Source organism: Shewanella sp. BF02_Schw (assembly GCF_014596695.2).
In the GTDB taxonomy this organism is placed as follows: domain Bacteria; phylum Pseudomonadota; class Gammaproteobacteria; order Enterobacterales; family Shewanellaceae; genus Shewanella.
In genome coordinates this window covers 338356-360984 of sequence record NZ_JABKAW020000002.1, presented here as the reverse complement: position 1 = coordinate 360984, position 22629 = coordinate 338356, and the positions used below count along the sequence as shown (strand labels likewise).

18 protein-coding genes and 1 pseudogene are annotated in these 22629 nt (G+C 43.0%); 10 read left to right on the top strand and 9 right to left on the bottom strand.

Annotated elements, in window-relative coordinates; all coding sequences use genetic code 11:
- Window positions 1–34 precede the first annotated feature (34 nt).
- Together HNW13_RS10005 and ybaK are read left to right on the top strand one after the other, a co-directional pair.
- Window positions 35–1003, top strand: a complete 969-nt coding sequence (locus HNW13_RS10005) for a TDT family transporter (RefSeq protein ID WP_192115629.1) — start codon at window positions 35–37, stop codon at window positions 1001–1003.
- Window positions 1004–1013: 10 nt separating this feature from the next.
- A complete protein-coding gene (gene ybaK / locus HNW13_RS10000) occupies window positions 1014–1487 on the top strand; it encodes a Cys-tRNA(Pro) deacylase (RefSeq protein ID WP_192115632.1) in 474 nt (157 codons plus the stop codon).
- Between the two features lie 381 nt (window positions 1488–1868).
- Here ybaK and HNW13_RS09995 read toward each other — a convergent pair whose 3' ends face one another.
- Together HNW13_RS09995 and HNW13_RS09990 are read right to left on the bottom strand one after the other, a co-directional pair.
- Complete coding sequence (locus HNW13_RS09995) at window positions 1869–2600, bottom strand: DUF2057 domain-containing protein (protein ID WP_192115634.1); 732 nt, start codon at window positions 2598–2600, stop codon at window positions 1869–1871.
- A 79-nt stretch (window positions 2601–2679) separates the two neighbouring features.
- Window positions 2680–3525, bottom strand: coding sequence for an RluA family pseudouridine synthase (locus HNW13_RS09990; RefSeq protein WP_192115636.1), 846 nt, complete (start codon window positions 3523–3525; stop codon window positions 2680–2682).
- A 181-nt stretch (window positions 3526–3706) separates the two neighbouring features.
- Between HNW13_RS09990 and lgt the strand changes: the two genes are divergently transcribed.
- Window positions 3707–4483 (top strand): prolipoprotein diacylglyceryl transferase, encoded by a 777-nt coding sequence (gene lgt / locus HNW13_RS09985; RefSeq protein ID WP_101085954.1) that lies wholly within the window; start codon window positions 3707–3709, stop codon window positions 4481–4483.
- A gap of 109 nt (window positions 4484–4592) precedes the next feature.
- Here the strand turns inward: lgt and HNW13_RS09980 are convergent, their stop codons facing one another.
- Window positions 4593–5435: a sulfotransferase domain-containing protein gene (locus HNW13_RS09980; RefSeq protein WP_192115638.1), complete on the bottom strand. Its 843-nt coding sequence runs from the start codon at window positions 5433–5435 to the stop codon at window positions 4593–4595.
- 325 nt (window positions 5436–5760) lie between these two features.
- Between HNW13_RS09980 and HNW13_RS09975 the strand changes: the two genes are divergently transcribed.
- The 3 genes from HNW13_RS09975 (at window position 5761) to HNW13_RS09965 (ending at window position 9041) form a co-directional block, all read left to right on the top strand.
- Window positions 5761–5982: a hypothetical protein gene (locus HNW13_RS09975; RefSeq protein WP_192115640.1), complete on the top strand. Its 222-nt coding sequence runs from the start codon at window positions 5761–5763 to the stop codon at window positions 5980–5982.
- A 681-nt stretch (window positions 5983–6663) separates the two neighbouring features.
- Window positions 6664–8154 (top strand): SulP family inorganic anion transporter, encoded by a 1491-nt coding sequence (locus HNW13_RS09970; protein ID WP_101085950.1) that lies wholly within the window; start codon window positions 6664–6666, stop codon window positions 8152–8154.
- A gap of 32 nt (window positions 8155–8186) precedes the next feature.
- On the top strand, window positions 8187–9041 hold the full coding sequence (locus HNW13_RS09965) for a universal stress protein (RefSeq protein WP_192115801.1): 855 nt from the start codon (window positions 8187–8189) through the stop codon (window positions 9039–9041).
- 317 nt (window positions 9042–9358) lie between these two features.
- Here HNW13_RS09965 and fdhF read toward each other — a convergent pair.
- The 3 genes and pseudogenes from fdhF to HNW13_RS09950 all read right to left on the bottom strand — a co-directional run bounded on the left by fdhF (window position 9359) and on the right by HNW13_RS09950 (window position 15875).
- Window positions 9359–13602 (bottom strand): annotated as a pseudogene (gene fdhF / locus HNW13_RS09960) (formate dehydrogenase subunit alpha).
- Window positions 13603–14088: 486 nt separating this feature from the next.
- Window positions 14089–14805, bottom strand: a complete 717-nt coding sequence (locus HNW13_RS09955) for an oxidative stress defense protein (RefSeq protein ID WP_192115643.1) — start codon at window positions 14803–14805, stop codon at window positions 14089–14091.
- A 164-nt stretch (window positions 14806–14969) separates the two neighbouring features.
- Window positions 14970–15875 (bottom strand): LysR family transcriptional regulator, encoded by a 906-nt coding sequence (locus tag HNW13_RS09950; RefSeq protein WP_192115645.1) that lies wholly within the window; start codon window positions 15873–15875, stop codon window positions 14970–14972.
- A 91-nt stretch (window positions 15876–15966) separates the two neighbouring features.
- Here HNW13_RS09950 and HNW13_RS09945 point away from each other — a divergent pair, with 91 nt between their 5' ends.
- Both HNW13_RS09945 and HNW13_RS09940 read left to right on the top strand, forming a co-directional pair.
- Window positions 15967–16782 carry a class II aldolase/adducin family protein gene (locus tag HNW13_RS09945; RefSeq protein WP_192115647.1) on the top strand — a complete coding sequence of 272 codons (816 nt, stop codon included), beginning with the start codon at window positions 15967–15969 and terminating at the stop codon, window positions 16780–16782.
- A gap of 136 nt (window positions 16783–16918) precedes the next feature.
- Window positions 16919–17800 (top strand): bile acid:sodium symporter family protein, encoded by an 882-nt coding sequence (locus tag HNW13_RS09940; RefSeq protein WP_192115649.1) that lies wholly within the window; start codon window positions 16919–16921, stop codon window positions 17798–17800.
- 125 nt (window positions 17801–17925) lie between these two features.
- On the opposite strand, the gene HNW13_RS09935 is transcribed toward HNW13_RS09940, so the two are convergent.
- Window positions 17926–18930 carry an AraC family transcriptional regulator gene (locus HNW13_RS09935; protein WP_192115651.1) on the bottom strand — a complete coding sequence of 335 codons (1005 nt, stop codon included), beginning with the start codon at window positions 18928–18930 and terminating at the stop codon, window positions 17926–17928.
- 141 nt (window positions 18931–19071) lie between these two features.
- On the opposite strand from HNW13_RS09935, the gene HNW13_RS09930 reads away from it, so the two are divergent.
- Together HNW13_RS09930 and HNW13_RS09925 are read left to right on the top strand one after the other, a co-directional pair.
- Window positions 19072–19401, top strand: a complete 330-nt coding sequence (locus HNW13_RS09930) for a 2Fe-2S iron-sulfur cluster-binding protein (protein ID WP_192115653.1) — start codon at window positions 19072–19074, stop codon at window positions 19399–19401.
- Window positions 19402–19411: 10 nt separating this feature from the next.
- A complete protein-coding gene (locus tag HNW13_RS09925) occupies window positions 19412–20569 on the top strand; it encodes an alkane 1-monooxygenase (RefSeq protein ID WP_192115655.1) in 1158 nt (385 codons plus the stop codon).
- A gap of 37 nt (window positions 20570–20606) precedes the next feature.
- Here the strand turns inward: HNW13_RS09925 and HNW13_RS09920 are convergent, their stop codons facing one another.
- Both HNW13_RS09920 and HNW13_RS09915 read right to left on the bottom strand, forming a co-directional pair.
- Entirely contained in the window at window positions 20607–21740 is a 1134-nt protein-coding gene (locus HNW13_RS09920) for a sensor domain-containing diguanylate cyclase (RefSeq protein ID WP_192115657.1), read from the bottom strand.
- A gap of 500 nt (window positions 21741–22240) precedes the next feature.
- Complete coding sequence (locus HNW13_RS09915; RefSeq protein WP_182741341.1) at window positions 22241–22621, bottom strand: DP-EP family protein; 381 nt, start codon at window positions 22619–22621, stop codon at window positions 22241–22243.
- Window positions 22622–22629 lie beyond the last annotated feature (8 nt).

Sequence of the window (22629 nt, the reverse complement as noted above, 5' to 3'; positions counted from 1 at the left end):
AGCTTATTCTCTGATGGGTTGTTTTGAGGTTGTAATGATTCGAGCAGTAAAACAAACACTAACGACTGTTCCAACCCCTATGGCTGGATTAGCGTTGGGTATTGCAAGTTTAGGTTGGAGTTGGGAACTCCTAGTTGATTTCCATCATTATAGTCAGTGGGCAGGGGCTGTAATCGCAAGTGTATTATTACTGATTTTAAGTGCTAAATTTTTATTACATTCACATTTATTACGTCAAGATCTCGCTCATCCAGTCGTTGGTAGCGTGGTACCTACTTTTGCAATGGCGTTAATGGTGGTGTCGAATTCGCTGGGTTATGCCTCGGCACTCGCAGGTGATTTATTATGGTCATTTGCCGTTTTGCTACACATCGGTTTTTTGGTCGGGTTTATTTATCATCGCAGTAAGCAATTTTCTCTGCATCATATGGTGCCGAGTTGGTTTATTCCTCCTATTGGTATTGTGGTGGCAGATGTGTCGTTTTCAGGCAATATTCATCTCGCGTGGGTTGCTCATGCCGCGCTGATTTTTGGCATGTTAAGTTATGCCATAATGTTACCGATGATGATTTATCGTCTTATATTTACAGAACAAATCCCTGATGCAGCCAAACCAACCTTAGCGATTTTAGCGGCGCCAGCCAGTTTATCTTTGGCGGGTTATTTAACCGTAATTGAACAACCATCGCCGGTCATTGTTGGATTATTATTTGGTATTGGAGTGTTAATGACTGCAATTATCTATTTGTGTTTTTTCAAACTGATGCGTTTACCTTTTAGTCCTGGTTATGCCGCGTTTACGTTTCCGATGGTGATTGGGGCAACGGCATTATTTAAGATGTCTGTTTGGATGGAAAGTGTTGGCATGGCTGCGGAATATGTACAGCAAATTAATGCATTAGCTGAGTTTGAATTGCTTGTCGCTACCGTGGTTGTCAGTTATGTTTGTCTGCGATATCTGCATTTTTATCAACCGAGTAGAGTCTTGGTGGCTAATCCATAAATGAGCGTATATGACCCCAGCAATTGAGATAGCAAAAAAGCATAAAATAGATTTTGAAGTACATGAATACCACCATGATACTAATAGTGAATCTTATGGTTTAGAAGCAGCGCAAAAACTGGGCGTGCCAACGGAACAAGTGTTTAAAACCTTGGTGGTGAGTTTAGATAATCAAGCACTGGTGGTTGGGGTTGTGCCAGTGTCGTCGATGTTGAGTATGAAGTTAATCGCGAAAGCCGCAGGCGCAAAAAAAGCCCGCATGGCAGAGGCATTAGTCGTTGAGCGTTCTAGCGGTTATGTACTGGGTGGAGTGAGCCCATTAGGGCAAAAAAAACCTTTGCCGACAGTCATCGATATTTCTGCACAGCAGCATCAACGTATCTACATTAGCGCCGGCAAAAGAGGCGTAGATATCTCGCTAAGCCCTACTGATTTACAACGGTTATTGAAAGCCACCTTTGCTGATATTTGTGCCCAACGCTAACGTCTATTTGCCATTAACTGGCCGATGAGATTGTTAGCTTAATGACCATTGTCAGCAAGCAATACGCAGCAAGCATTTCGCAGCAAACATTTCGCAGCCAACATTTCGAAATAAGCATTTCACAGCCAATAATTTTCTACAAAGAGTTTGCTATAAAAGGTTAGCTATAAAGAGATCGCCGTAAACATTTGCCGCAAACAATTCACCTCAAACAATTCACCTCAAACAATTCATCTCAAACATTTAATCGTAAAATATCTGCTCTTGAACGAGTTCGTCTCAAAAGAGTGAGTCTCAAATCATTAGTTTCAAAAGAATGAGTATCGAACTATTCAAGTTCAAACTCTAGGTTTTACCTTCGTTCAATAACACCCTTCATTATCAATTTATTTTGGCTTTAAACTCTGCTTGGGTATTGGGATTAGCTTTTTGATACCAATAATCGAGCATTCTACTGATTTCTGCTTGGGTGATATTTTCAGTTTTATTAACCTGAGTGTCGGCGGTATTGTTACTTGCGGTAACCTCTGCCGTTTTTGCGACTGGTACTATGGCTACTGGCGCTACTGGCGCTACTGGCGCTACTGGTACTACTGGTGCAATTGGCGCTGCAGTAGCTGTTTTTTTGTTGATAGGTTTAGCTGATGCAATTGCAGCTATGGCGCCAGATTCATTATATTGTGCGATCTCTTGAGCAAAATCACGGCCAATTTGTAAGCCTGATTTCATCAGTTTATCTTGAGTAAATACAATGCTTTTACCCGTATTGTCGGTTAACGTTATAGTGGGTTGATCATTAAATTGATTGGCGCGTGAGGCAGAGTTAATGGTCGGCAATGTGAGTTGGTAGTTTTGCTCGCTGGCCTGAAAACGTAAGATAACAACATCAGAAACAAAATTATTTTGGCTGCCATTATCGCGATAACGGGCTTGATAGCGAAAAGCGATTTGTTGCATGTTATCGGGCATGCTTAAGTCCAGTTTTACACTAGATTGCTGTTGTGATGCTTTACCGTTAACTAATACCGTTTCGACTCTGTCTGGCAGTTGTAAACTGGCGGCGATGCCCATAGGGCTAAGAGTAAGACAAAGTAACGCGATGATATGACGCATAGTGTGTGGTTCCATTGATGTTGATGAACAATATTGTGTGTTATGTGTAAGCACAATAATTGCTTATTTACTTCATTGCTTAAGTGGTAATAAATGCTGGTCGGTAATGCTCTGGCAGTTCAAAGGTTTTTAGTGTGTTGCTTAATGGGCAAACAAAACGGAAAAAACACGATGTCAGTGCAAGGTCGGGCGAGTGCTCGTCGCCATTGCCATGCAAACGGTCGCCTACAACCGGGTGGCCTAAGCTAGCCATATGAATCCTAATTTGATGTTTACGGCCGGTGTCTATTTTCACCTGTACTTTGGATTGATTCAACTCTGAGTTGTAGGTCAGTAAGGTGGCGTGGGATAGTGCTGGCTTATTATCGACTGGAGTATTAATGGTAACGGGATTGCTCGGAAACTCACCTTCAACAATCACTTGATAGTACTTTTCTAATTCGCGAGTTTCAAACAGCTTAGCAATAGCGGCAGCGGCTTTTTTACTGTGTCCCAATACTAATAAACCGGTAGCAGCACGATCTAGACGATGAATAATAAAGGCATTGCGCTGCGGCTGCATATTTAATTCAGCGTAGCGATTAATGGTGGTGTGATCGCTCCACTTTGAGCCCTGGCAACGCATACCATAGGGCTTGTACCAAATGCTGTAGTCGCCTTCATCAAACAATAACTCTGCCGGTGTGACTTGTTCGTCTAAAATGTATTGATTGTAATAGAGATGCAGTTTGTCACCAGGTTGCAAAGGCTTTTTTGCACGGCGAATACGATTAGTTTGTTTACCATGGCTGTGCCAGATAGCACCTTTTTGCATAGCATCTTTCAATACTTGCTTGCTCAGGCTACTGGCTTGCGCCAAAAGCTCAATAGCGTCAGTACTGTGCTCGGTAATATCAATATGGTATTCGGTTTTATCGGCCATCATTTGGTTAACTCTAACAATGCAGTTTATCAGCAGTAAATAACGCTAAATGTTACCTTATTTAGCGCTTCAATGTTGATTAGTTAATGAAACTTTCTCTTCGCTTAAGTATCTATGTATCATCTGTCGTAAAGTTGTTTTAGCATAACGCGACAAAACACCATATCAATCTGGAGTAGGTAACTTGGAACACATCGTTTGGGATTTTGATCCTATATTAGTCTCGTTTATGGGATTAACCGTACATTGGTACGGCGCGCTTTTTGCGTTGGCTATAGCCACTGGTTTTCAGGTGATGAAGCACTTTTACAAAAAAGAAGGCTTAGATGTTGAGTCTCTTGATAACCTATTAGTGTATTGCGTTATTGGCATTATTGTTGGGGCTCGTTTAGCTCATTGTATTTTTTATGACCCTGGGTATTACTTTGCTCATCCGCTGAAGATATTTGCGATTTGGGAAGGCGGCCTTGCTAGCCATGGCGGCGGGTTAGGAGCGATATTGGGTCTGTATTTTTACCAACGTAAAGTGAAGTTACCGTTTTTGTTTTTACTCGATCGTTTAGCTATTGCGACAGCCATATTTGGCTTTTTTGTGCGTATGGCGAACTTTGCTAATTCAGAAATTTTGGGCGAACCCACTAATCAGCCATGGGGCATTATTTTTAAACGTATTGATATGTTGCCGCGCCATCCTGCGCAGTTGTATGAATCGTTTGCCTATTTATTAATATTTATCGGTTTATTCGCCATTTATAAATACACCAATATGAAGCAAAAACACGGCGCTATCTTTGGTTTGTTTTTGGTATTGGTCTTTACTGCGCGTATCGCGATTGAAAGCGTGAAAGTCAGCCAAGCGGCATATCATGAGTCAATGCTCAGTGCCGGCCAGTGGTTAAGTTTACCGTTTCTATTCGCGGGTATTGTATTGCTGGTTATGGCTTACCGTAAACGCAGCTAATATGCTTACAAACTGAAAGTGATATCCAATAAAAACGTCCTATGGCTAATGCGATAGGACGTTTTTTTATGAGTAATCTGAGTCAGGATTTAATGCCTTTTACTTGGCATTACATACCTGCAGGTAAATACTTAAATCGCTTCATTTGTTCATAATGGGTATCAACAATTTTTTGTACTTGTTCTGGTGTCAGTTTGGTTTTCCACTGATGCTTGCCACCATTTCTAAAGAAGGCATTAGCATTTTCATGTTTTTCAACAAAGCCGAGTTTGGTTTCTTGGGCTTTTAGTTGAGCAAAAGAGGAGTGCTTAATGGCATTTTTCAGGCGGACAGGATCTTTTTTCAAACCTAAAAAGGATTCTACTTTACGGAAGACCTTTTTAGGATCATCTAGCATATCCTCATAGCGTAAAATCAGCTTTGAGGCATCATCGGCAGTCCAGCTAGACACATGCATAGACCAAGAGGTAATAATTTGTGGCACATGCGGTGCTTCATTTGGCGTGCCAGTCATTTCTTCTGCCATATAAGCTATGGCTTCATCGATGCTGTAACCAAAGTAATTGGCCATTGAGATTGCCACATCTAGCGGGTTACGAACCACATAAATTGCCCCAGATGTGACTGAGGAATTATGCAGTGGATGACCGTTGTATTCGCCTAGGTAGTTGTGGGTTTTTACAAATGTGGTGCCATTAGCTTGATGCGCAATATCAGCCTGAACCTTTGGCCGCAATACACTCACCTCTTCTAACGTCAGCTCGGTGGTGGCAGCTTTGTCTTTTGGTAAATAATGCAGGTAACGATGCGCGGCCGACTCTGCCGTCGAAATGGTGTGCATGGTATTAATATCAATCGGTTGATCTTGATTTTGAATATAGTTTTCTAAAAATGCGCGTACCCAAGTGTTACCCGATTTAGGGTAAGAGGCCACCCAAAGTATGTTTCCCATCCGTAATCCTTTGTTATTATTTTTACGTCGTTCAATGCAGTAAAACTACCGATAATTGTGCAAAATGGCAAGTTTACTGGGGTGTTTGTATAGGGATTAAACTGTGATTATAACGACGATAATGTCGCTAAATGTAAACGCTGTAATGAATTTCAAGCTTCATATCGCATGGTTTATTGTTAAGAGCTGACATTAATTGCTTTGCATCAAATTGCTTTGCATCAAATCGCTAGCAAATGTAGCATGCTTGTTAATAAATGCCTTGCGACCGTTTGGTAGAGGTATTTTAGGCTGTATTATGTATAAAACAACAAGGAGAGTTTTGATGAATATTAATGCAACGCTGGTTGGCCAGTTAATTGTTATTTTCGCATTGCTAGTGGGTGTTATCAGTTATTTTCTTGGTCGTCGTAAAACACAATCACCGATTATGGCGGGCGTGCTTGGCGCTGTATTATCAATTGTACCGCTATTTGGTTTGATCTATTTAGTGGTGTTGATGCTCAAAAATGATGTTAATTTAGGCGCTGAAACCGCAAGCAATTAAAGGTTGTTCCTAGGTCTCCTTTTAATGTTAAGGCTGCTGTTTTGATGCAGTTACCATTTTTTCTGCTTGTGATAATAAGTTTCGGGTCAACTTATGCAACATTAATTCCTCGCTCTGCTTATGAAGCATTCCGGTTATTGGGCTCTATTTCAGAGTGTGTTTCAGTATTAATGGCTTACGGCTTAATCGTTGCGTACAACAAATTTACCTCAGAAAAAATTGCGGTTATCTCTTCATCATAACGTTGGGCTTTATTCAGTTGAGCATTAAAAGGGGATAGCTGAGTGTTGTATCCACTTTAACTGCTCTGACAAGGCTCTAAACCAGTAAACGTGTCCGCGGTGTTACTGTTTAAACGCTTTGATTTTACTTATGCAACCCTTTATACTTGCCGCTGCATTTTTATGCACTGCGCGTTTAATAAATTTTAAGCCTAATTTACACATATTGCCGAGGTCGTTTTTCCATAATGAATATTAAGCCGCATTAGTTTTCCCTCCCTATTTGGATCGTTAAGATCCGTCCGTAATTGCTGCCATGTTGGTAGTTTTTGTTGTATATCACTATCCAATATCATTTTGTCGCATTAATGAGTTAATTTCACCGCTGACGCACGCTGATATCTCAGGCGTTAACATATGTTATTGGCATATTGGCTAACATTAAAACAGAGTAAAATACATGATACAAAACATGAAAAAAGAATGGTTTTCCAACATCCGTGGAGATCTGTTAGCAGGTATAGTCGTCGCGCTAGCGTTAATTCCTGAGGCGATTGCCTTTTCTATTATTGCTGGGGTTGATCCAAAAGTGGGTTTGTACGCTTCATTCTGTATCGCTGTGGTTATCGCGTTTACGGGTGGACGTCCTGGAATGATCTCTGCGGCTACTGGTGCTATGGCGCTATTGATGGTGACCTTAGTTAAAGAACATGGTCTTGAGTATTTATTAGCAGCAACGTTATTGACCGGCATATTTCAAATTGCAGCAGGTTACTTAAAGCTTGGTAGTTTGATGCGTTTTGTCTCGCGTTCGGTGGTGACCGGCTTTGTGAACGCACTCGCCATTCTGATCTTTATGGCGCAGTTGCCAGAGCTCACTGATGTGACGTGGCATGTATACGCTATGACCGCCGCTGGACTGGGTATTATTTACTTATTCCCACTCATCCCAGTTATTGGTAAATCGTTGCCGTCACCTTTGATCTGTATTGTCGGCTTAACCATTTTTGCGGTTTACATGGGATTAGATATCCGTACCGTAGGCGATATGGGACAACTTCCTGATACGTTACCAATCTTCCTTTGGCCAGAAGTGCCATTAACCCTTGAAACGTTAATGATTATCTTCCCTTACTCTGCTGGTCTTGCTGTTGTGGGTTTATTGGAATCGATGATGACAGCGACCATTGTTGATGATTTAACCGATACGCCAAGCGATAAAAACCGCGAATGCAAGGGCCAAGGTATTGCGAATATCGGTGCTGGTTTATTGGGCGGCATGGCAGGTTGTGCCATGATTGGTCAATCAATTATCAACGTTAAATCAGGCGGGCGTGGGCGTTTGTCGACATTTTCTGCCGGTTTGTTTTTGCTAATCTTGATCGTGTTTTTAGGTGATTGGTTAAAAATGATCCCTATGGCTGCACTCGTTGCCGTGATGATCATGGTGTCTATTGGAACCTTCTCTTGGGATTCTATTCGTAATCTTAAACATCATCCTTTATCGACCAATCTTGTGATGGTTGCCACAGTTGTTGTGGTTGTCGCTACCCATAATTTAGCGATTGGGGTATTTGTAGGTGTGTTACTTGCCTCGTTATTTTTTGCCAATAAAGTGGGCCGTTTTATGGTGGTTAAAAACACCGACACTTCAGCAGACACTGGCCGTCATTATCAAATTATTGGCCAAGTCTTTTTTGCCTCAGCAGATAAGTTCAGCAACTCATTTGATTTCAGAGAAGTGGTTGATAAGGTGACTATTGATTTATCTTTGGCACATTTTTGGGATATTACTGCGGTATCGGCGCTCGATAAAGTGGTGATTAAATTCCGCCGTGAGGGCACTGAAGTTGAGTTAATTGGTCTTAACGAAGCCAGCGCTACCATTGTGGATAAATTTGGTGTGCATGATAAACCCGAAGACGTTGAAAAAATGATGTCAGGTCACTAAGCCCATAGCAACACTATAAAAGGATAATAATGATGACAAATGTGATTGCCTGTATCGATGGTTCAAAAGCAACACGCGCGGTATCTGATGCTAGTGGCTGGGCGGCTATGCAGTTGAATGCCCCAGTGACTTTACTACATGTATTGGATAAGTCTGCCTATCCTACAGAGTTAAATCTGTCGGGAAATATTGGCCTTGGTAGCCGAGAGCATCTGCTTGCTGAAATGGTTGAACTTGAAGGGCGCATGAGCAAACTCGCGCTCGAACAAGGTAAATATATGCTACAAGATGCGCAAACGAGCATTGTGGCGGCGCAACCTTCTGTGGCGGTGCAAACACTGCAACGCCACGGCGATTTAGTGGAAACGCTGCTTGAGCAAGAAGCTGATGCCAGACTAGTGGTTATTGGTCGTCAAGGTGAGCAACATCAAGATCAAGCGCAAGCGATTGGCAGTCATTTAGAAAGTGTTATTCGCACGCTTAAGCAGCCGATTTTAGTGGTGATGGCTGATTTTACAATGCCAAGCCGTTTTATGATCGCTTATGATGGCAGTGCCACTTCGAAAACCGTGCTTGAACGAGTGATTAGCAGCCCACTACTTAAAGGGCTCGGATGTCATTTAGTGATGGTGTCTGACAATCAGTCTCAAGCGCTGACCGAATTGACTTCAGTTGCAGACTCTCTTACCGAGGCTGGTTTTGAGGTAACAACTGCGGTTTGTCAGGGCGAGGTGCAAACGGCTCTAGAGGCTTACCAGCTAGCACACCAAATTGATTTAATGGTAATGGGTGCTTACGGTCATTCACGAATTCGTGAATTTTTTGTTGGTAGTAACACGACACGGATGATCAGTAAAAGCCACATCCCATTGTTATTGTTGCGTTAAGCAAAAAAGACTAGCGTCGCTTCGCTGCTAGGGCGGACTACGTCCTGCTAGGATCGCTTCGCTGCTAGGGCGGACTATGTCCTGCTAGGATCGCTTCGCTGCTAGGGCGGACTATGTCCTGCTAGGATCGCTTCGCTGCTAGAGCGGACTATGTCCTGCTAGGGTCGCTTCGCAACTAGAGCGGACTATGTCCTGCTAGGGTCGCTTCGCGACTAGGGCGGACTTGCGTCCTGCTAGGGTCGCTTCGCGACTAGGGCGGACTTGCGTCCTGCTAGGGGCTAGGTTCTTGATTTTATAGGATCTAGCCGCGCAGCGACCTAGCGACCTAGCAGCGTAGCGCCCCTTGGCTGCAGTGACTTTTCTGCTTTAACGGCACACACCTTATATTCTGGAATTTTTGCAATGGGATCCAATGCATTAATGGTCAGTTTATTGGCTGCGGCTTCGGCAAAGTGGAATGGTAAAAATAATACTCCTACCTGAGCCCGCTTAGTCACAAAGGCGGCTATGTCTATTTCTCCGCGGCGAGTACTCAGTTTCAACATATCACCGTTATTGACTCCCAATTGCTCGGCATCAAAAACTGAAATCATTACTCTGGGCGCGCCTTTAATATCCAGTTCTGGGGTTTTGCGGGTCATAGTGCCAGTATGGAATTGTTCCAGTAAACGGCCTGTTGAAAGGGTTAATGGATATTCGCTATCGGGCATTTCGGCAGGTAGTCGATAACTCACTGGCATCATTCTGCCTTTACCGCGTAAAAATGTTTCGGTATGCAAAATCGGCGTGCCAGGATGGTTTTCATCAAAGCATGGCCACTGTAAACCATCTACTTTGTGTTCAAGCCGTTGCCAAGTCAGACCTTGATATTGCGGGGTGACGTGATTAATTTCATCCCAAATGTCTTTGGTACTGTGGTAATGCCAATTAGCATCAAGGCTGTTGGCAATCATTTGGATAATTTTCCAGTCTACAATCGCATCCCCTGGAGGGGTTAACGCGACACGTAATTGTTGTACCCGACGTTCTGTATTGGTGAAATGGCCATCTTTTTCAGCAAAGGCGGTCGCGGGGAGTACCACATGAGCCATCTGCGCGGTTTCGGTTAAAAAGATATCTTGCACCAGCATAAATTTAATTTTGGATAGTGCAGCGATTACGTGAGCTTGGTCCGGATCGCTTAGCACTGGGTTTTCTCCCAAAACATACAGAGCATCGAGTTTACCTTTCACAATCGCCTGCATGATTTCAGTTGCTGCTAATCCTATCTCTAAATTTAGCGATGTATTGCCCCAAGCTTTGGCAAATTTAACGTTATTGAGTGGGTTATCGACTTGCTGATAACCGGGATAATAATTAGGTAACGCGCCCATATCACAAGCACCTTGAACATTACTTTGGCCGCGTAGTGGGTTGAGTCCGCCGCCCGTTACGCCAATGTTGCCACACAACAATTGTAAGTTGGAGGTGGACACAACGTTGTCATAACCCGAAGTATGTTGAGTAATCCCCATGGCGTAATACAAGGCGGTTTTATTCGCCGTACCAATCATTTTGCCATAGCGGCAATGTCTTCTGCACTCACGCCAGTAATCAACGCTGCATTGGCTAAGTTGTAATCTGGCTTCATCACTTCTTGCTTGAGCAATTCATAGTCTTCAATACGGCTATTGATGTAGTGCATGTCTTGCCAGTTATTGATGATAATTTGCTGCATGATGGCATTGAGTAACATCACATCTGTGCCCGGTTTATGTGACACATATAAATGGGCACTGTCTGCAATAGCCGTTCTCTTTGGGTCCGCCACAATTAAGCGCGCACCGTGTTGGCTGACCGCTCTTTTAATGTGAGAGGCGATAATAGGATGGGCGCTGGTGGTATCGGAGCCAATGATAAAAATTACATCTGAGTCTTTAATGCTGGGAATATCATTGGTCATGGCCCCGCCGCCAATGGTATCGGATAACCCTGCAACAGATGATGAATGACATAGTCGTGCGCAGTGATCGATGTTGTTGGTGCCCATAATGCTACGGGTGAATTTTTGCATTAAATAGTTTTCTTCATTGGTGCATTTAGCTGAAGACAATGCCGCAAACTTGCTTGGCCCAGCAGCATCTTTAATCGGTTGAAGTTGCTGTGCTATATAACTAATAGCCTCGCTCCAAGTGGCCGGTTGTAGCTGACCATTTTTGCGAATTAATGGTGTGGTAAGGCGTTTAGGGCTGTTTAAAAAGTCAAAACCAGAGCGCCCTTTAACACATAGCATGCCTTCATTGACCACTGATTGAATGTCACCAGATACTCGCATTACATGATTTTTGGCCGGGTCGACATGCAGTTCAACCCGGCAACCGACACCACAATATGTGCACACGGTTGAGGTTTTGGTTAACGCTCTGTCGCTGCCTTGGGTTTTATCGCGGGCATCAACCAAAGCGCCAGTAGGGCAAACTTGAACACAGTTACCGCATTGCACACAATCACTGTCATTCATCGACGCAGTAAAGCCAACACGAGGGGCGTTGCGGCTAATGCCTCTTGTTGTAGCATCGGGTAGTGCTTGATAACTATTGGCTTCAAAGCTGATAACGTTATGACCACTTTGCTGATGGCAAGCGTCAATACAAGCGGCGCAACTGATGCAGCGATTAGCATCAAAAGTAATAAAAGGCGCACTGTTATCGACTTTAAATTTACGTGCCTGGGTTTGATCCAGTGTTTTTCCGTCGAGTTTATATTCGGTGGCGTAATCGCGTAACTTACAATCGGTATTGGCTTGGCAAGCACACTCTAAACAACGCATAGCTTCTTGCATTGCTTCATCGGGAATGAATCCTAGCTCTACTTCGGCAAAGTTAAGCGCTCGATTGAGCTGGTTTAGCTCTGGCATTTTTAAGCGGCGACGCTTGGCTGTCTCTGGGTATAAGTTAGGGTAAGCGTTGGGATGTAGCGCTGCAGATAACGAGGCTGTTTTGTTGGCTTTTCGTGAGTTAAATAGTCCAGGCTCTAAATGACATGTTAAGCCTTCAGTTAATAATCCTTCAATGGCTTCAGCGGCTTTGCGGCCATCTGCCACCGCACCAACTGCAGTACCTGGGCCGGTGCGGGAATCACCGATAACAAATAGCTTTTCCACTCCAGCAGACATGGTTTGCTCGCAGCCAAGAAAAGTATGCCAGCGGGTCAGGGCGATATGGCCAGTGTCTATTTGATTTTCTGGTTGGTCTAAAAAGGCTAAATCCACTTGTTGAGATACCGCAGGAATTACGGTGTCGAACGCTTCTTCAAAGGTTTCGCCGGTCGCTTTAGGGGAGCGGCGACCAGATTCATCGGGCTCACCGAGCGCCATTTTAGCAAAGGTGACGGATTTGACCCGGCCCTGGTTATCGCTGTGGTTTTCCAGAGGATTAGTGAGAAAATGAAACTTAACCCCTTCCTCTTCTGCTTCATGTATTTCATAGGGCTCAGCTGGCATTTCATCACGGCTACGACGATAGACTAAGGTCACATCAGCACCATCACGGACAGCGGTACGGGCGCAATCAATGGCAGTATTACCGCCACCAATGACGGCCACTTTTTTGCCTGTAATGAATTTTTTGTCGGTGCAATAATCGCGTAAATAGTCCACCCCTAAATAACAGCCGATTAAATCACTGCCAGGATAATTCATTGGCACGGCTTTTTGTGCCCCAATCGCGAGGCAAACCGCATCATAATTGGCCACTAACTCGGTTAAATTGGTATCACGACCCAGTGCACATCCGGTCTTGATCTTAAGTCCATTGCGGGTGAGCAGTTCAATCTCTTTATCGAGAATATCTTTAGGTAAGCGGTACTCTGGGATGCCGTAACGTAACCAGCCACCTGCTTTAGGGGCCGACTCCATAATGGTGACATCGTGACCATTATTAGACAAATAATAACCCGCGGTTAGTCCTGCTGGGCCACTGCCGATAATCGCAATGCGCTTGTTGGTAGTGGGTGCTTTTGGCGGGACATAAGACTCTGCATCTTGTAAATCTAAGTCTGCTGCATGACGTTTTAATTGGCGAATTGCCACAGGTTCATCTACCAGTCCGCGGCGACACTGGGCTTCACAAAAAGCCGGGCAAACACGGCCAATAGACAAGGGTAAAGGTAAGGTTTGTTTGATGACTTTGACGGCTTCTTTATGATCACCTCTGCCGATATGATACAGGTACGACTGCACGTCAACGCCGGCAGGACAGGCGGTTTGGCAAGGTGCTTCACAATCAGCAAAGTGATCACTCAGAATATCTTTGAGTGCTTGTTGACGAAGATGGCTTAAGTGGCTCGACTGAGTAATGACCTCTAAACCCGTTTCTAGCGGTGTTTCACAGGCGCGAACACATCGTAAACTGCCATCTTGGTTTTTGATTTGTACTTGGCACAAATTGCAGTGTTGTCTCTCTTGGCGATGAGAATAATCACATAAGCTAGGGATGTTAATACCGGCGTTTTTTGCTGCCTGTAACAAGCTGTCAGCTTTAGGAAGCGAAAGTGTTGTTCCGTCGATAGTGATATCAATCATTGCAAAGCCTTTTCATTTTTTGAGTCACGGGCAAAGTCTAATGCCTTTGAGGATGGGACGAGTAGGGCGTCAATAGGGATAAACAACTAAACCTAAAGTGGGATTAATGTCAGCAATGGCAGATTAAGCTGATAACCTTGCGCTCGCATCTACAGTCTATGTATCAAGTTTAATTTGATGAGTGATTTCCAGATGTGACTTAGATCATTTTTATTGCGATTAAATATGTATTTTATATTAATGTTATAATAAACAATTAACTACTTGTGGTTTTATCTCGTAATTATTGCTAGGAGAGTGATGATTTGTTGTCATTGTTCACAATTGTGGACAGTTGGTTGTGATGAGAGGATTCATCGCTGTTGCAACCATTGCTGTTACAACAATGGCTGTTACAACAATGGCTGTTACAACAATGGCTGTTACAACAATGGCTGTTACAACAAAGCAGGCTGAATAAATGATATTCAACCTGCTTGTTTATTGCTACTTCAATCTAAAAACCACTTCAACTCTGTCGCTAATGTTAACTTGGCCTTGTTGATAGGTTTGCGCCACATCGGCATTCATTTTCATGCTGGCGCGGTACATTTCTGGCTGATTGGCTTGTTGCGGAAAGTATCTTACTTGCCATACCCCAGCAATTTGTTCACCAAAGCCTTTGGCTAAAGATTGAGCTTTTTGCTTGGCGTCATCAATCGCGGCTTGGCGAGCTTGCGCAATAATTTTGGCTTCTTGGCTCGACTTTAGCTCGATATTATTAACGTTATTAATCCCTTCAACCAAAGCGCTGTCGAGTAATTCATTTAAGCTGTTAAGGTCAATTACGGTAATGGTCATTTGACGACTAGCGTTATAACCCGTGAGTTTACGCGGTTCATTTTGCACATACATATATTGCGGATTAAGTTGTAAGTTAGCACTTTGGATGTGTTTTTTGTCGACTCCAGCCTTGAGTAATCGTTGCATAAATTGGCTGACGGCTTCGTCGGCTTTGTCTTTAGCTGCTTTAGCGCTATTGGCTTCTATAGATACTTGAACATTGATAATAGCCATGTCTGCTACAGCTTCAATGGTGCTTGTTCCCACTGTTTCAATATGAGCAAAACTGAGCTCGGCCGCTTGCACTGTCGATAAACTGCTGGTGGCGGTTAAGGTAAATAATGAAGCTGAAATGATGCTTGTGAGTAATATTTTGTTCATTGATAACTCCGCTAATGGTTAGCTAAATACTGTTTTCACACAGGTAAAGTGGGTCTGTTATGAGTGTAAACGGTGCAAATATAAAAAAGGGTTTTTATTTTTGACTATTTTCTGCGATTTATTTCTTACGGTTTATTTATGACTTACTAACTACTTAACAGAAACTAAAACAACTGGGCCGAGATATTAAGCAATTTATTTCTGATCCATTGATTTACCGGATCGTCTTGGGCTTGTTGATGCCAATACATGTGTACCGCCAGTTCTGGTACTTCAAAGGGCAATGGCGACACTACAATTGGCATGGTTTGTTGTAACAACATGGCGTAGGTGTTTGGCATGGTCATGATTAAATCTGATTGGCAGATCACGCTGATGGCGGCAAAGTAATGCTCGCAACGTAATGCAATATTGCGGCTAACGCCTTGATGGGCGAGCGCCATGTCGACGGTGTCGATGCTGAAGTCTTTTAAGCTCACTAATGCATGAGATGCGGCGGCATAATTGGCGAGGGTGAGCTGCTGTAATATCGGATGGTTTTGGCGGCACACTAGTGAAAATCGTTCGCTGCATATTAGAGTGTTGCAAATATCTTTATGGGTTGGCATCAGTACATCGATAACAATATCTAAACTTTGCTGCGTCAGTGACGGCTCAAGTTCAGTGCGTTTAATTTGACGACTGTTTAGGGTGATATTGGGGGTGTTATTGAGTAAATCGGGCATAAGAATAGGAAAGAACATTGACTCTAATATGTCTCTTAAGCCTAGTTTTATCTCGCGTTTGTGCTGTTGTATGTCAAATATCGCGGGTTGGCTAACGGTATTATTGAGTAACAGCAGCGCTTGTTGCACGTCGGGAATGATTTTTTGGCATAAGGCTGTTGGCACCATTTTACGGCCATGGCGGACAAATAATGGGTCGTTAAATTTGTCGCGTAGCCGAGCAATAGCATGGCTTACAGCGGGTTGTGTTAGGTGCAGTTTACTGGCCGCAGCAGTAATACTGCCGTGCTGATATACCGTGCTCATAATGAGGAATAAGTTTAAATCAATCTTACTATGCAGCATATTAATAGTTATCTATGATTTAGTATCATTTGAATTTATTTTAGGCTTGGTTAAATTAAAGTCAAACTAAACCAATAAAAGTAGACTCAACATGACCGCAATAAATGACACTCAAGCACAGCAAATTCAAAAAATGACCATTGGCACAGATAAATATCCAATGCCGTTACCGCCAAAGTTTGATAATAAACAACAGCAACAACAATATGAAAAACAGCGTCTAGCGGCGGCATTTAGAGTATTTGCCCATTATCGATTCGATGAGGGTTTAGCGGGGCATATCACCTTGCGTGATTGTATTGACCCTGAGTCATTTTGGGTTAATCCGTTAGCGGTGCATTTTTCTAAAATTAGGGCTTCTGATTTAGTGCGAGTTGATCATAAAGGCAATATTTTGGAGGGTAAGCATCCAATCAATAATGCCGCATTTGCGATTCATTCGCGTATTCACCATGCTCGCCCCGATGTCAACGCAGTGGCTCACGCCCATACTACTTATGGGCGTGCATTTTCATCACTAGGTGAGTTACTTAAACCTATTTCTCAAGACGCATGCATGTTTTATGAAAACCACAGTGTGTTTGAGACTTTTACCGGCGTGGTCGCCGATTTATCTGAAGGCGATATGATTGCTGAGGCGCTACAAGGCCATGCTGCGGTTATCTTACAAAACCATGGCTTACTCACTGTCGGTAAGTCTGTTGATGCGGCAACGGCTAATTTTGTCATGTTAGACAGTTGCTGCCATAGCCAGTTATTGGCACAGGCGGCGGGTGAACTTAAATTGATTGGCCATGAAATTGCGACTAAAACTCGCCAAATTAATGGCTCAGATTTAGTGACATGGGGTAATTTTCAACCTTTGTATCAGGTCATGTTGGCGCAAGATAACAGCTTTTTAGATTAAGCCTGTTAACGATGCCAAAGGGCGGTTTGATTTTGATAAAACCGTATGCATGCAGCTATATTTCGCAAGAACGTATTCTGTACTGATGCTTATGATACTCGCTAAGTCTGCTTAGCGAGCAAGGATGCAATTCCCTATGACAGGTTCGATTATTACCGAAATACTGCTGCCATTGTCGCTCGCCTTCATTATGTTTGGCATGGGCTTAAGTTTAACTCAATTTGATTTTTTACGTTTATGGCAAACTCCAATGCCGATTATTGGCGGCTTTATTGGCCAAATTATCGTGTTGCCTTTGTTGGCTTTTACGCTTTGTTTGTTGATGGACTTATCGCCAGCGATGTCGATAGGGTTAATGATTTTGGCTGCCTGCCCCGGTGGGACTACCTCAAATGTTGTAAGTCATCTTGCTAAGGCTAATTTGGCTTTGTCGGTGAGTTTGACTGCACTGAGTAGCATTGTATGTGTTTTTACCGCGCCGTTTATCATCCAATTTGCGGTTAGCTATTTTAGTGATAGCCATGATATTGAAGTGTCATTAAGTAGTATTTCATTAGGTTTATTGTTGATTACCTTGCTACCGATTATGTTTGGCATGATTGTGCGGCGTTATTATCGCGATTGGGCTGTGAAGGTTGAGGTGTATTTTAGGCGCTTTGCGTTAGTGTTTTTATTGTTGATGATTACTGGGGTGGTGATTCAAGAAAGTGACATTATCAGCGATGCTTTTAACGAGGTGTTTATTGCGTGCATGTTGTTAAATTTGCTTGCCATGATGGTGGGCGTAATTACTGCCAAACTATTCAAATTAAGCCATAAAGATAGTCTAACGTTGGCCATTGAAATAGGTTTACAAAACTCCACTATGGCAATGCTTATTTGCATCAGTTTACTGCATATGCCCAGTTATGCTGTGGTAGCTGGAGTGTATAGTTTAACGATGTATTTAGGGGCTGGCTTGTTAATCGCGTATGCCCGTTATGCTAGAAACCAAAAACATACAGTTCAATCTAGCTAATTACATTAGTGCTATTAATTAACGGATTTTGTCGGTTAGTTAATAGCTTAGTTACTTACTTAGGGCTTAGTTAATCACTTAGTTAGTTACTTAGTGCTTACGCACTCGCGTTCCTAAATCGAATGTTATTTTACTCTTTTTTGCTGGCGGTATTCACTGGGTGTGGTGCCTTGCCAGCGTTTAAATGCCCGTCGAAAGTTAGCCACATCAACATAACCTAATTGATATGCCAATTGCTTAATACTGCCATTAGATTGTGATAAGTATTGCTTCGCAATATGGTGATTCACCGACGCGACAATGTTTCTATAGCTTGTTTGTTGTTGGGTTAAATGGCGATGAAGAGTCCGTGGGGTCATATTAAAATGCGTGGCTGTATCGCTTAAGCTTGGTAGTGGCATCGGACTTTGTAGTAAATACTGATACAACTTATCGCTAAGGCTTTGCTGTAAATTAAGTTTTTTAAGTTCGTTAATACACCATTGTTTGGCTTGAACAAACGAGCTGGGATCGGCCATATCCAAGCGTTGAGTTAATGATGCTTGAGTTAATATTAGCTGGGTGCTGGCTTGATTAAAATGCACTGGTACTTTGAGTAATGCGGAGTATTGCTGCCAATAGGCTGGTGCTGCGAACCCCAAATTAACCTGGCTTATTGCAGGTGACAACGGGGTGGTTTGTTGTAACAAATTGGCAATGGTGACGAGCAAAGCATCCATAAACGGTTGTTGAATCACGCCCAATGGTTGTATCGCTTGCAGTGTGATAACCATACTGCTGGCGGTTTCATGGGTATTAACATTAACCAATGGTGTGCGTGTATTGATAAATTGCTTCAATGTATCAACAGCTTGTTTAAGGGTGCTGCTATTAAGGATGGCAAATCCCATCATGCCATGGGTGTTAATGCCTATTCGGCTGCCGACATGTAAGCCCAAGTCTGGCCGTGCCGATAGATGAATTGCAGACGTTATCAGTCGTTGATAATCATCAAAAGTCACTTGAAAGTTAGGGTCTTGTAGTTGTTCAAGCATAAGGCCGTTATGGGCTAGCCATATATCGACATTGCATTCCCACAGGCGCAGCTGTTGATACACTTGGTTTAAGTAAAATACAGGAAGCAGCTGCATAGCAATCTTATTAATGGCTTTGAGTTAGTTGTAACGGATTTTGCTGTGCTTGTCTATTAATGACCCCTTAATATCCATTCTTCCCTCTTTGTTATATTTCTGGTTGGCGTACAGTAAACCTTTAATCACCAAGGAATGCGTATGTTGTCTATGTTTACTGCCAAAACGGTTAGCCTAACCATTAATGATGAAATAGTGATAGCGCAAACTAGCGTTAAACACTCTATTTTAACCGCCGCGTTGGCCGCCAACATTGCCTTTCCGCATCATTGCCGAGTAGGCAGTTGCGGTGCTTGTCGATGCAAGTTGGTTGCGGGCGAAGTGAAACAATTAACCGACAGCGCATATGTTTTATCAGCTGAAGCCATCGCTCAAGGAATGATTTTGGCCTGTCAGAGTCTGCCTAAAACTTATGTGAACATTCACGTTAATTTACGCCAGCGTCCTTTAGCTGACGAACCGCAAGCATAAGGACGTGGCCATGTTTAAATACCTTAAATTTATGTCGTTTCATCTTATGGCGGTGATCGCTATTATCAGCATCACTTTGGGTGGAACCTATATCAGCATTGGCTTTGCTATTTGGGTTGCGGTGTATTTGGGTGGTGACATCGTGTTTGGTGATGATACCGCGACGCCACAATATCGCTATCCGGCTTTGCTTACGTGGCAATTGTGGTTGGCACTGCCATTGACTGTGATATTAGTGTTTGTGTGTTGCTGGCAATTTGCCAGCCAAGATATTGGCCAATATGGCGCATGGGTCACTCGTTTTACGGGGTATGACGCCCTGTTAGCAAGGCAAAACACCAGCATGATTCAATATGGGGTGATGGTGATTTATTTGGGCTTAGTGGTTGGCGTAATGGCGACGATTACAGGCCATGAGCTAACCCATCGTACTTGGCAGCCGGTGTCATTATTGATTGGACGCTGGTTATTGGCATTTAGCTTTGATGCTAACTTTGCCATTGAACATGTATATGGCCACCATAAATACGTTAGTACCTTGAACGATCCTGCTACCGCTCCGCGTGGTCGTGGTGTTTATGCACATATTATTATTTCGACCATTAAGGGCAATATTAGTGCGTGGCATATTGAGCAACAAAGGCTGGTGCGTAAACAGTTAGCTGTGTGGAGTTGGCAGAATAAAGCGTTACGAGGTTACGCTATGAGTGTCGCTATTATGGTGTGGGTATTTTGGCTTGCTGGTTGGCAGGGGTTAAGCTTTTTTGTATTAATGGCGTTATGGGCTAAAGCGACTTTAGAGATAGTCAATTACATGGAGCATTATGGTTTGGTTCGCGAACTTAACTCGCCAGTAAAACCTCATCATTCTTGGAATACCAATAAGCGGGTAAGCTCGTGGGCAATGTTTAACTTAACCCGACATTCACATCATCACGCTCAAGGGCAGTTACCTTACCATCAGTTATCGCCTTATCCCGATGCACCGCAAATGATTGGCGGTTACCTTAGTACCTTTGTATTGACCCTCATTCCGCCTTTATGGCATCGACTTATGCTGCCCAAATTACAACATTGGGATGCACATTTTGCCACGCCAGCTGAATATAATATGGCCCAGCAGGCAAATCAACAAAGTGGCATTGCAACTTATCAAGCGTGTTGTTAACCCTTTGATTGTTTGATTGTTTAGACGCTAATAGATATTAGCTACTCATATTAATGCGGTTACGGCCTGTTGATTTGGCGCGGTAAAGTGCTGTGTCTGCGGCGCAAACCAGTGCGGTTGGCGTGCGGTATTGACCACTGCGTTCACAGGCAATGCCCTGGCTGACACTGATTTTGGTTTGTGCAGGTAACCCTATATCGGTAAAGCTTAACTGGTTAATACGACGTTGAATATTTTTGGCAATGTATTCTGCAGTTAACGGATTACTGTTGGGCAAAATGACCACAAACTCTTCACCACCATAACGGGCAGCCATCGCATTGTTAGACGGGAGCACCTCTGCCAGTACTTGGGCAATTTTTTGCAAACATTTATCACCGTTAACATGACCATACTGGTCATTAAACATTTTAAAATAATCGACATCGATGATGATTAAACACAGCGGTTGGTCGTGATTAATGCTGTCGTTCCAGTTGGTTTGCAGGGCATCATCAAAAGCATGTCGATTGGCAAGACCGGTTAATTTGTCAGTATGCGCTAAGTGGCGCAGTTTATTGTATTCGGCTTTATGCGAAGTCAGGTTATGCATAATGCCAATAAATAATGGCTCCGAGCCTATTTGTATTGACGGTAAACATGACAATGATAAATCGGCTTCGAGCAACGTGCTGTCGGCGCGGTTAATGATAATTTCTTTAGGCCCATGATTAAACTGAGTTACTTTGTTGCTTTGATCGCTGGCGTTGTTCCACAGGTCAAATAAAGATTGATACTCATCTTTAAAAGGACTTTGTAGATAATCGGTCCAGGTTTGACCAATTAACATTTCGGCTGGGGCACCGAATAATTTAGCGCCTAACGGATTAATCATCTCAATAACGCCAGCGGAGTTAATCACAAATATCGCTTCTGAAATCGCGTTAATCACATTGAGTAAGGTGCGAATTTGTAAGTTATCTACTACAGCCATTTTGCCATTCTGGTTTGCTGAAGTGGCATCAAAAGTGGCATCAAACATCACCGCTGTCGATGACGAGTCGGCTAGGGTTTCAGCTTCAACACGCAGTGGTATTTTTACCGCGTTAGGATATTTAGACAATGAGTCTGTTAATTTAGTCACACGAGAAATCGTGTCATTGAGTTCAGTTAATTTATCATTGGTAAACATGGTGCATTTCCTCAAGCGTTTGGTGTTGGTAACCCCTTGTTGATGACAAACACTCTATTAGGAATGGGAGTTTTTAACCTTTCGGTAATCTTCTGGTTTTAACTTATTGATTTTTATTTAATTAAATTATGATTTTTGGTATAAAAAAGATTGATTTTAGTTGCAGCTTAAAATGTCTGCATCAATCTGGCTGCGACTTATAGGGTAAGTCATGGCAATTGTCATAGCCATTCATCGGCAAGTTTTAGAGTTTTTCGCGAATTGGTTAGCGAATGTTTTAGTGAAAATATTAGTAAACAACACAGTGTTATTGGCGATGATTAACAGAGGTTTTTGTCTGGATTTTAGCAGAGGATTGAGGACTAAAAATCTAACCTTGCAATGGGTTAGTGGGTAACACAAGTTGTTTTAGTCTTGGTTAAGCGATTAACTGCTTTGTAGTGTGGTTATCTTGTTCAAGATAAAAAGCTCAGGGTAGCCCTGAGCTTTTTATCTATTTTTTATTTATTATCGCGATTAATAACTTGAGGATCTGGGCTAAGTACTAGCAGGGTATTGGCACTGTTTGACAGCACAAATTGAAAGCTGGTGCTGCCTGGCACTTCATTTAAATCGGTTAATTGTATCAAGTTGCCATCGCTGCTGATGGTGGTGGCATCGATAATACCGTCAAACGTGGTAGTGAAAGCTGCGCCAACAAATTTAAGGCCCTTACCAGTCTTGTCAATCAACTGGTAAGAAATGACTCCGTATTGAGTTACGACCATATTGCCGGATACTGCAGAACCATCAATATTAGTATAGCTAAAGACGGGTTCATTGTTCGCGTTTAGGATTACTGTGACGTTAAACATGGTTGCTTGGCCTTGGACATTAGGCATTTTATTCT

What these genes read in the sequence shown, in the direction of transcription:
- HNW13_RS10005 (WP_192115629.1), top strand. Translation starts at nt 35, where the DNA reads ATGATTCGAGCAGTAAAACAAACACTAACGACTGTTCCAACCCCTATG.
- ybaK (WP_192115632.1), top strand. Translation starts at nt 1,014, where the DNA reads ATGACCCCAGCAATTGAGATAGCAAAAAAGCATAAAATAGATTTTGAA.
- HNW13_RS09995 (WP_192115634.1), bottom strand. Translation starts at nt 2,600, where the DNA reads ATGCGTCATATCATCGCGTTACTTTGTCTTACTCTTAGCCCTATGGGC.
- HNW13_RS09990 (WP_192115636.1), bottom strand. Translation starts at nt 3,525, where the DNA reads ATGATGGCCGATAAAACCGAATACCATATTGATATTACCGAGCACAGT.
- HNW13_RS09980 (WP_192115638.1), bottom strand. Translation starts at nt 5,435, where the DNA reads ATGGGAAACATACTTTGGGTGGCCTCTTACCCTAAATCGGGTAACACT.
- HNW13_RS09975 (WP_192115640.1), top strand. Translation starts at nt 5,761, where the DNA reads ATGAATATTAATGCAACGCTGGTTGGCCAGTTAATTGTTATTTTCGCA.
- HNW13_RS09970 (WP_101085950.1), top strand. Translation starts at nt 6,664, where the DNA reads ATGATACAAAACATGAAAAAAGAATGGTTTTCCAACATCCGTGGAGAT.
- HNW13_RS09965 (WP_192115801.1), top strand. Translation starts at nt 8,187, where the DNA reads ATGACAAATGTGATTGCCTGTATCGATGGTTCAAAAGCAACACGCGCG.
- HNW13_RS09955 (WP_192115643.1), bottom strand. Translation starts at nt 14,805, where the DNA reads ATGAACAAAATATTACTCACAAGCATCATTTCAGCTTCATTATTTACC.
- HNW13_RS09950 (WP_192115645.1), bottom strand. Translation starts at nt 15,875, where the DNA reads ATGCTGCATAGTAAGATTGATTTAAACTTATTCCTCATTATGAGCACG.
- HNW13_RS09945 (WP_192115647.1), top strand. Translation starts at nt 15,967, where the DNA reads ATGACCGCAATAAATGACACTCAAGCACAGCAAATTCAAAAAATGACC.
- HNW13_RS09940 (WP_192115649.1), top strand. Translation starts at nt 16,919, where the DNA reads ATGACAGGTTCGATTATTACCGAAATACTGCTGCCATTGTCGCTCGCC.
- HNW13_RS09935 (WP_192115651.1), bottom strand. Translation starts at nt 18,930, where the DNA reads ATGCAGCTGCTTCCTGTATTTTACTTAAACCAAGTGTATCAACAGCTG.
- HNW13_RS09930 (WP_192115653.1), top strand. Translation starts at nt 19,072, where the DNA reads ATGTTGTCTATGTTTACTGCCAAAACGGTTAGCCTAACCATTAATGAT.
- HNW13_RS09925 (WP_192115655.1), top strand. Translation starts at nt 19,412, where the DNA reads ATGTTTAAATACCTTAAATTTATGTCGTTTCATCTTATGGCGGTGATC.
- HNW13_RS09920 (WP_192115657.1), bottom strand. Translation starts at nt 21,740, where the DNA reads ATGTTTACCAATGATAAATTAACTGAACTCAATGACACGATTTCTCGT.
- HNW13_RS09915 (WP_182741341.1), bottom strand. Translation starts at nt 22,621, where the DNA reads ATGCCTAATGTCCAAGGCCAAGCAACCATGTTTAACGTCACAGTAATC.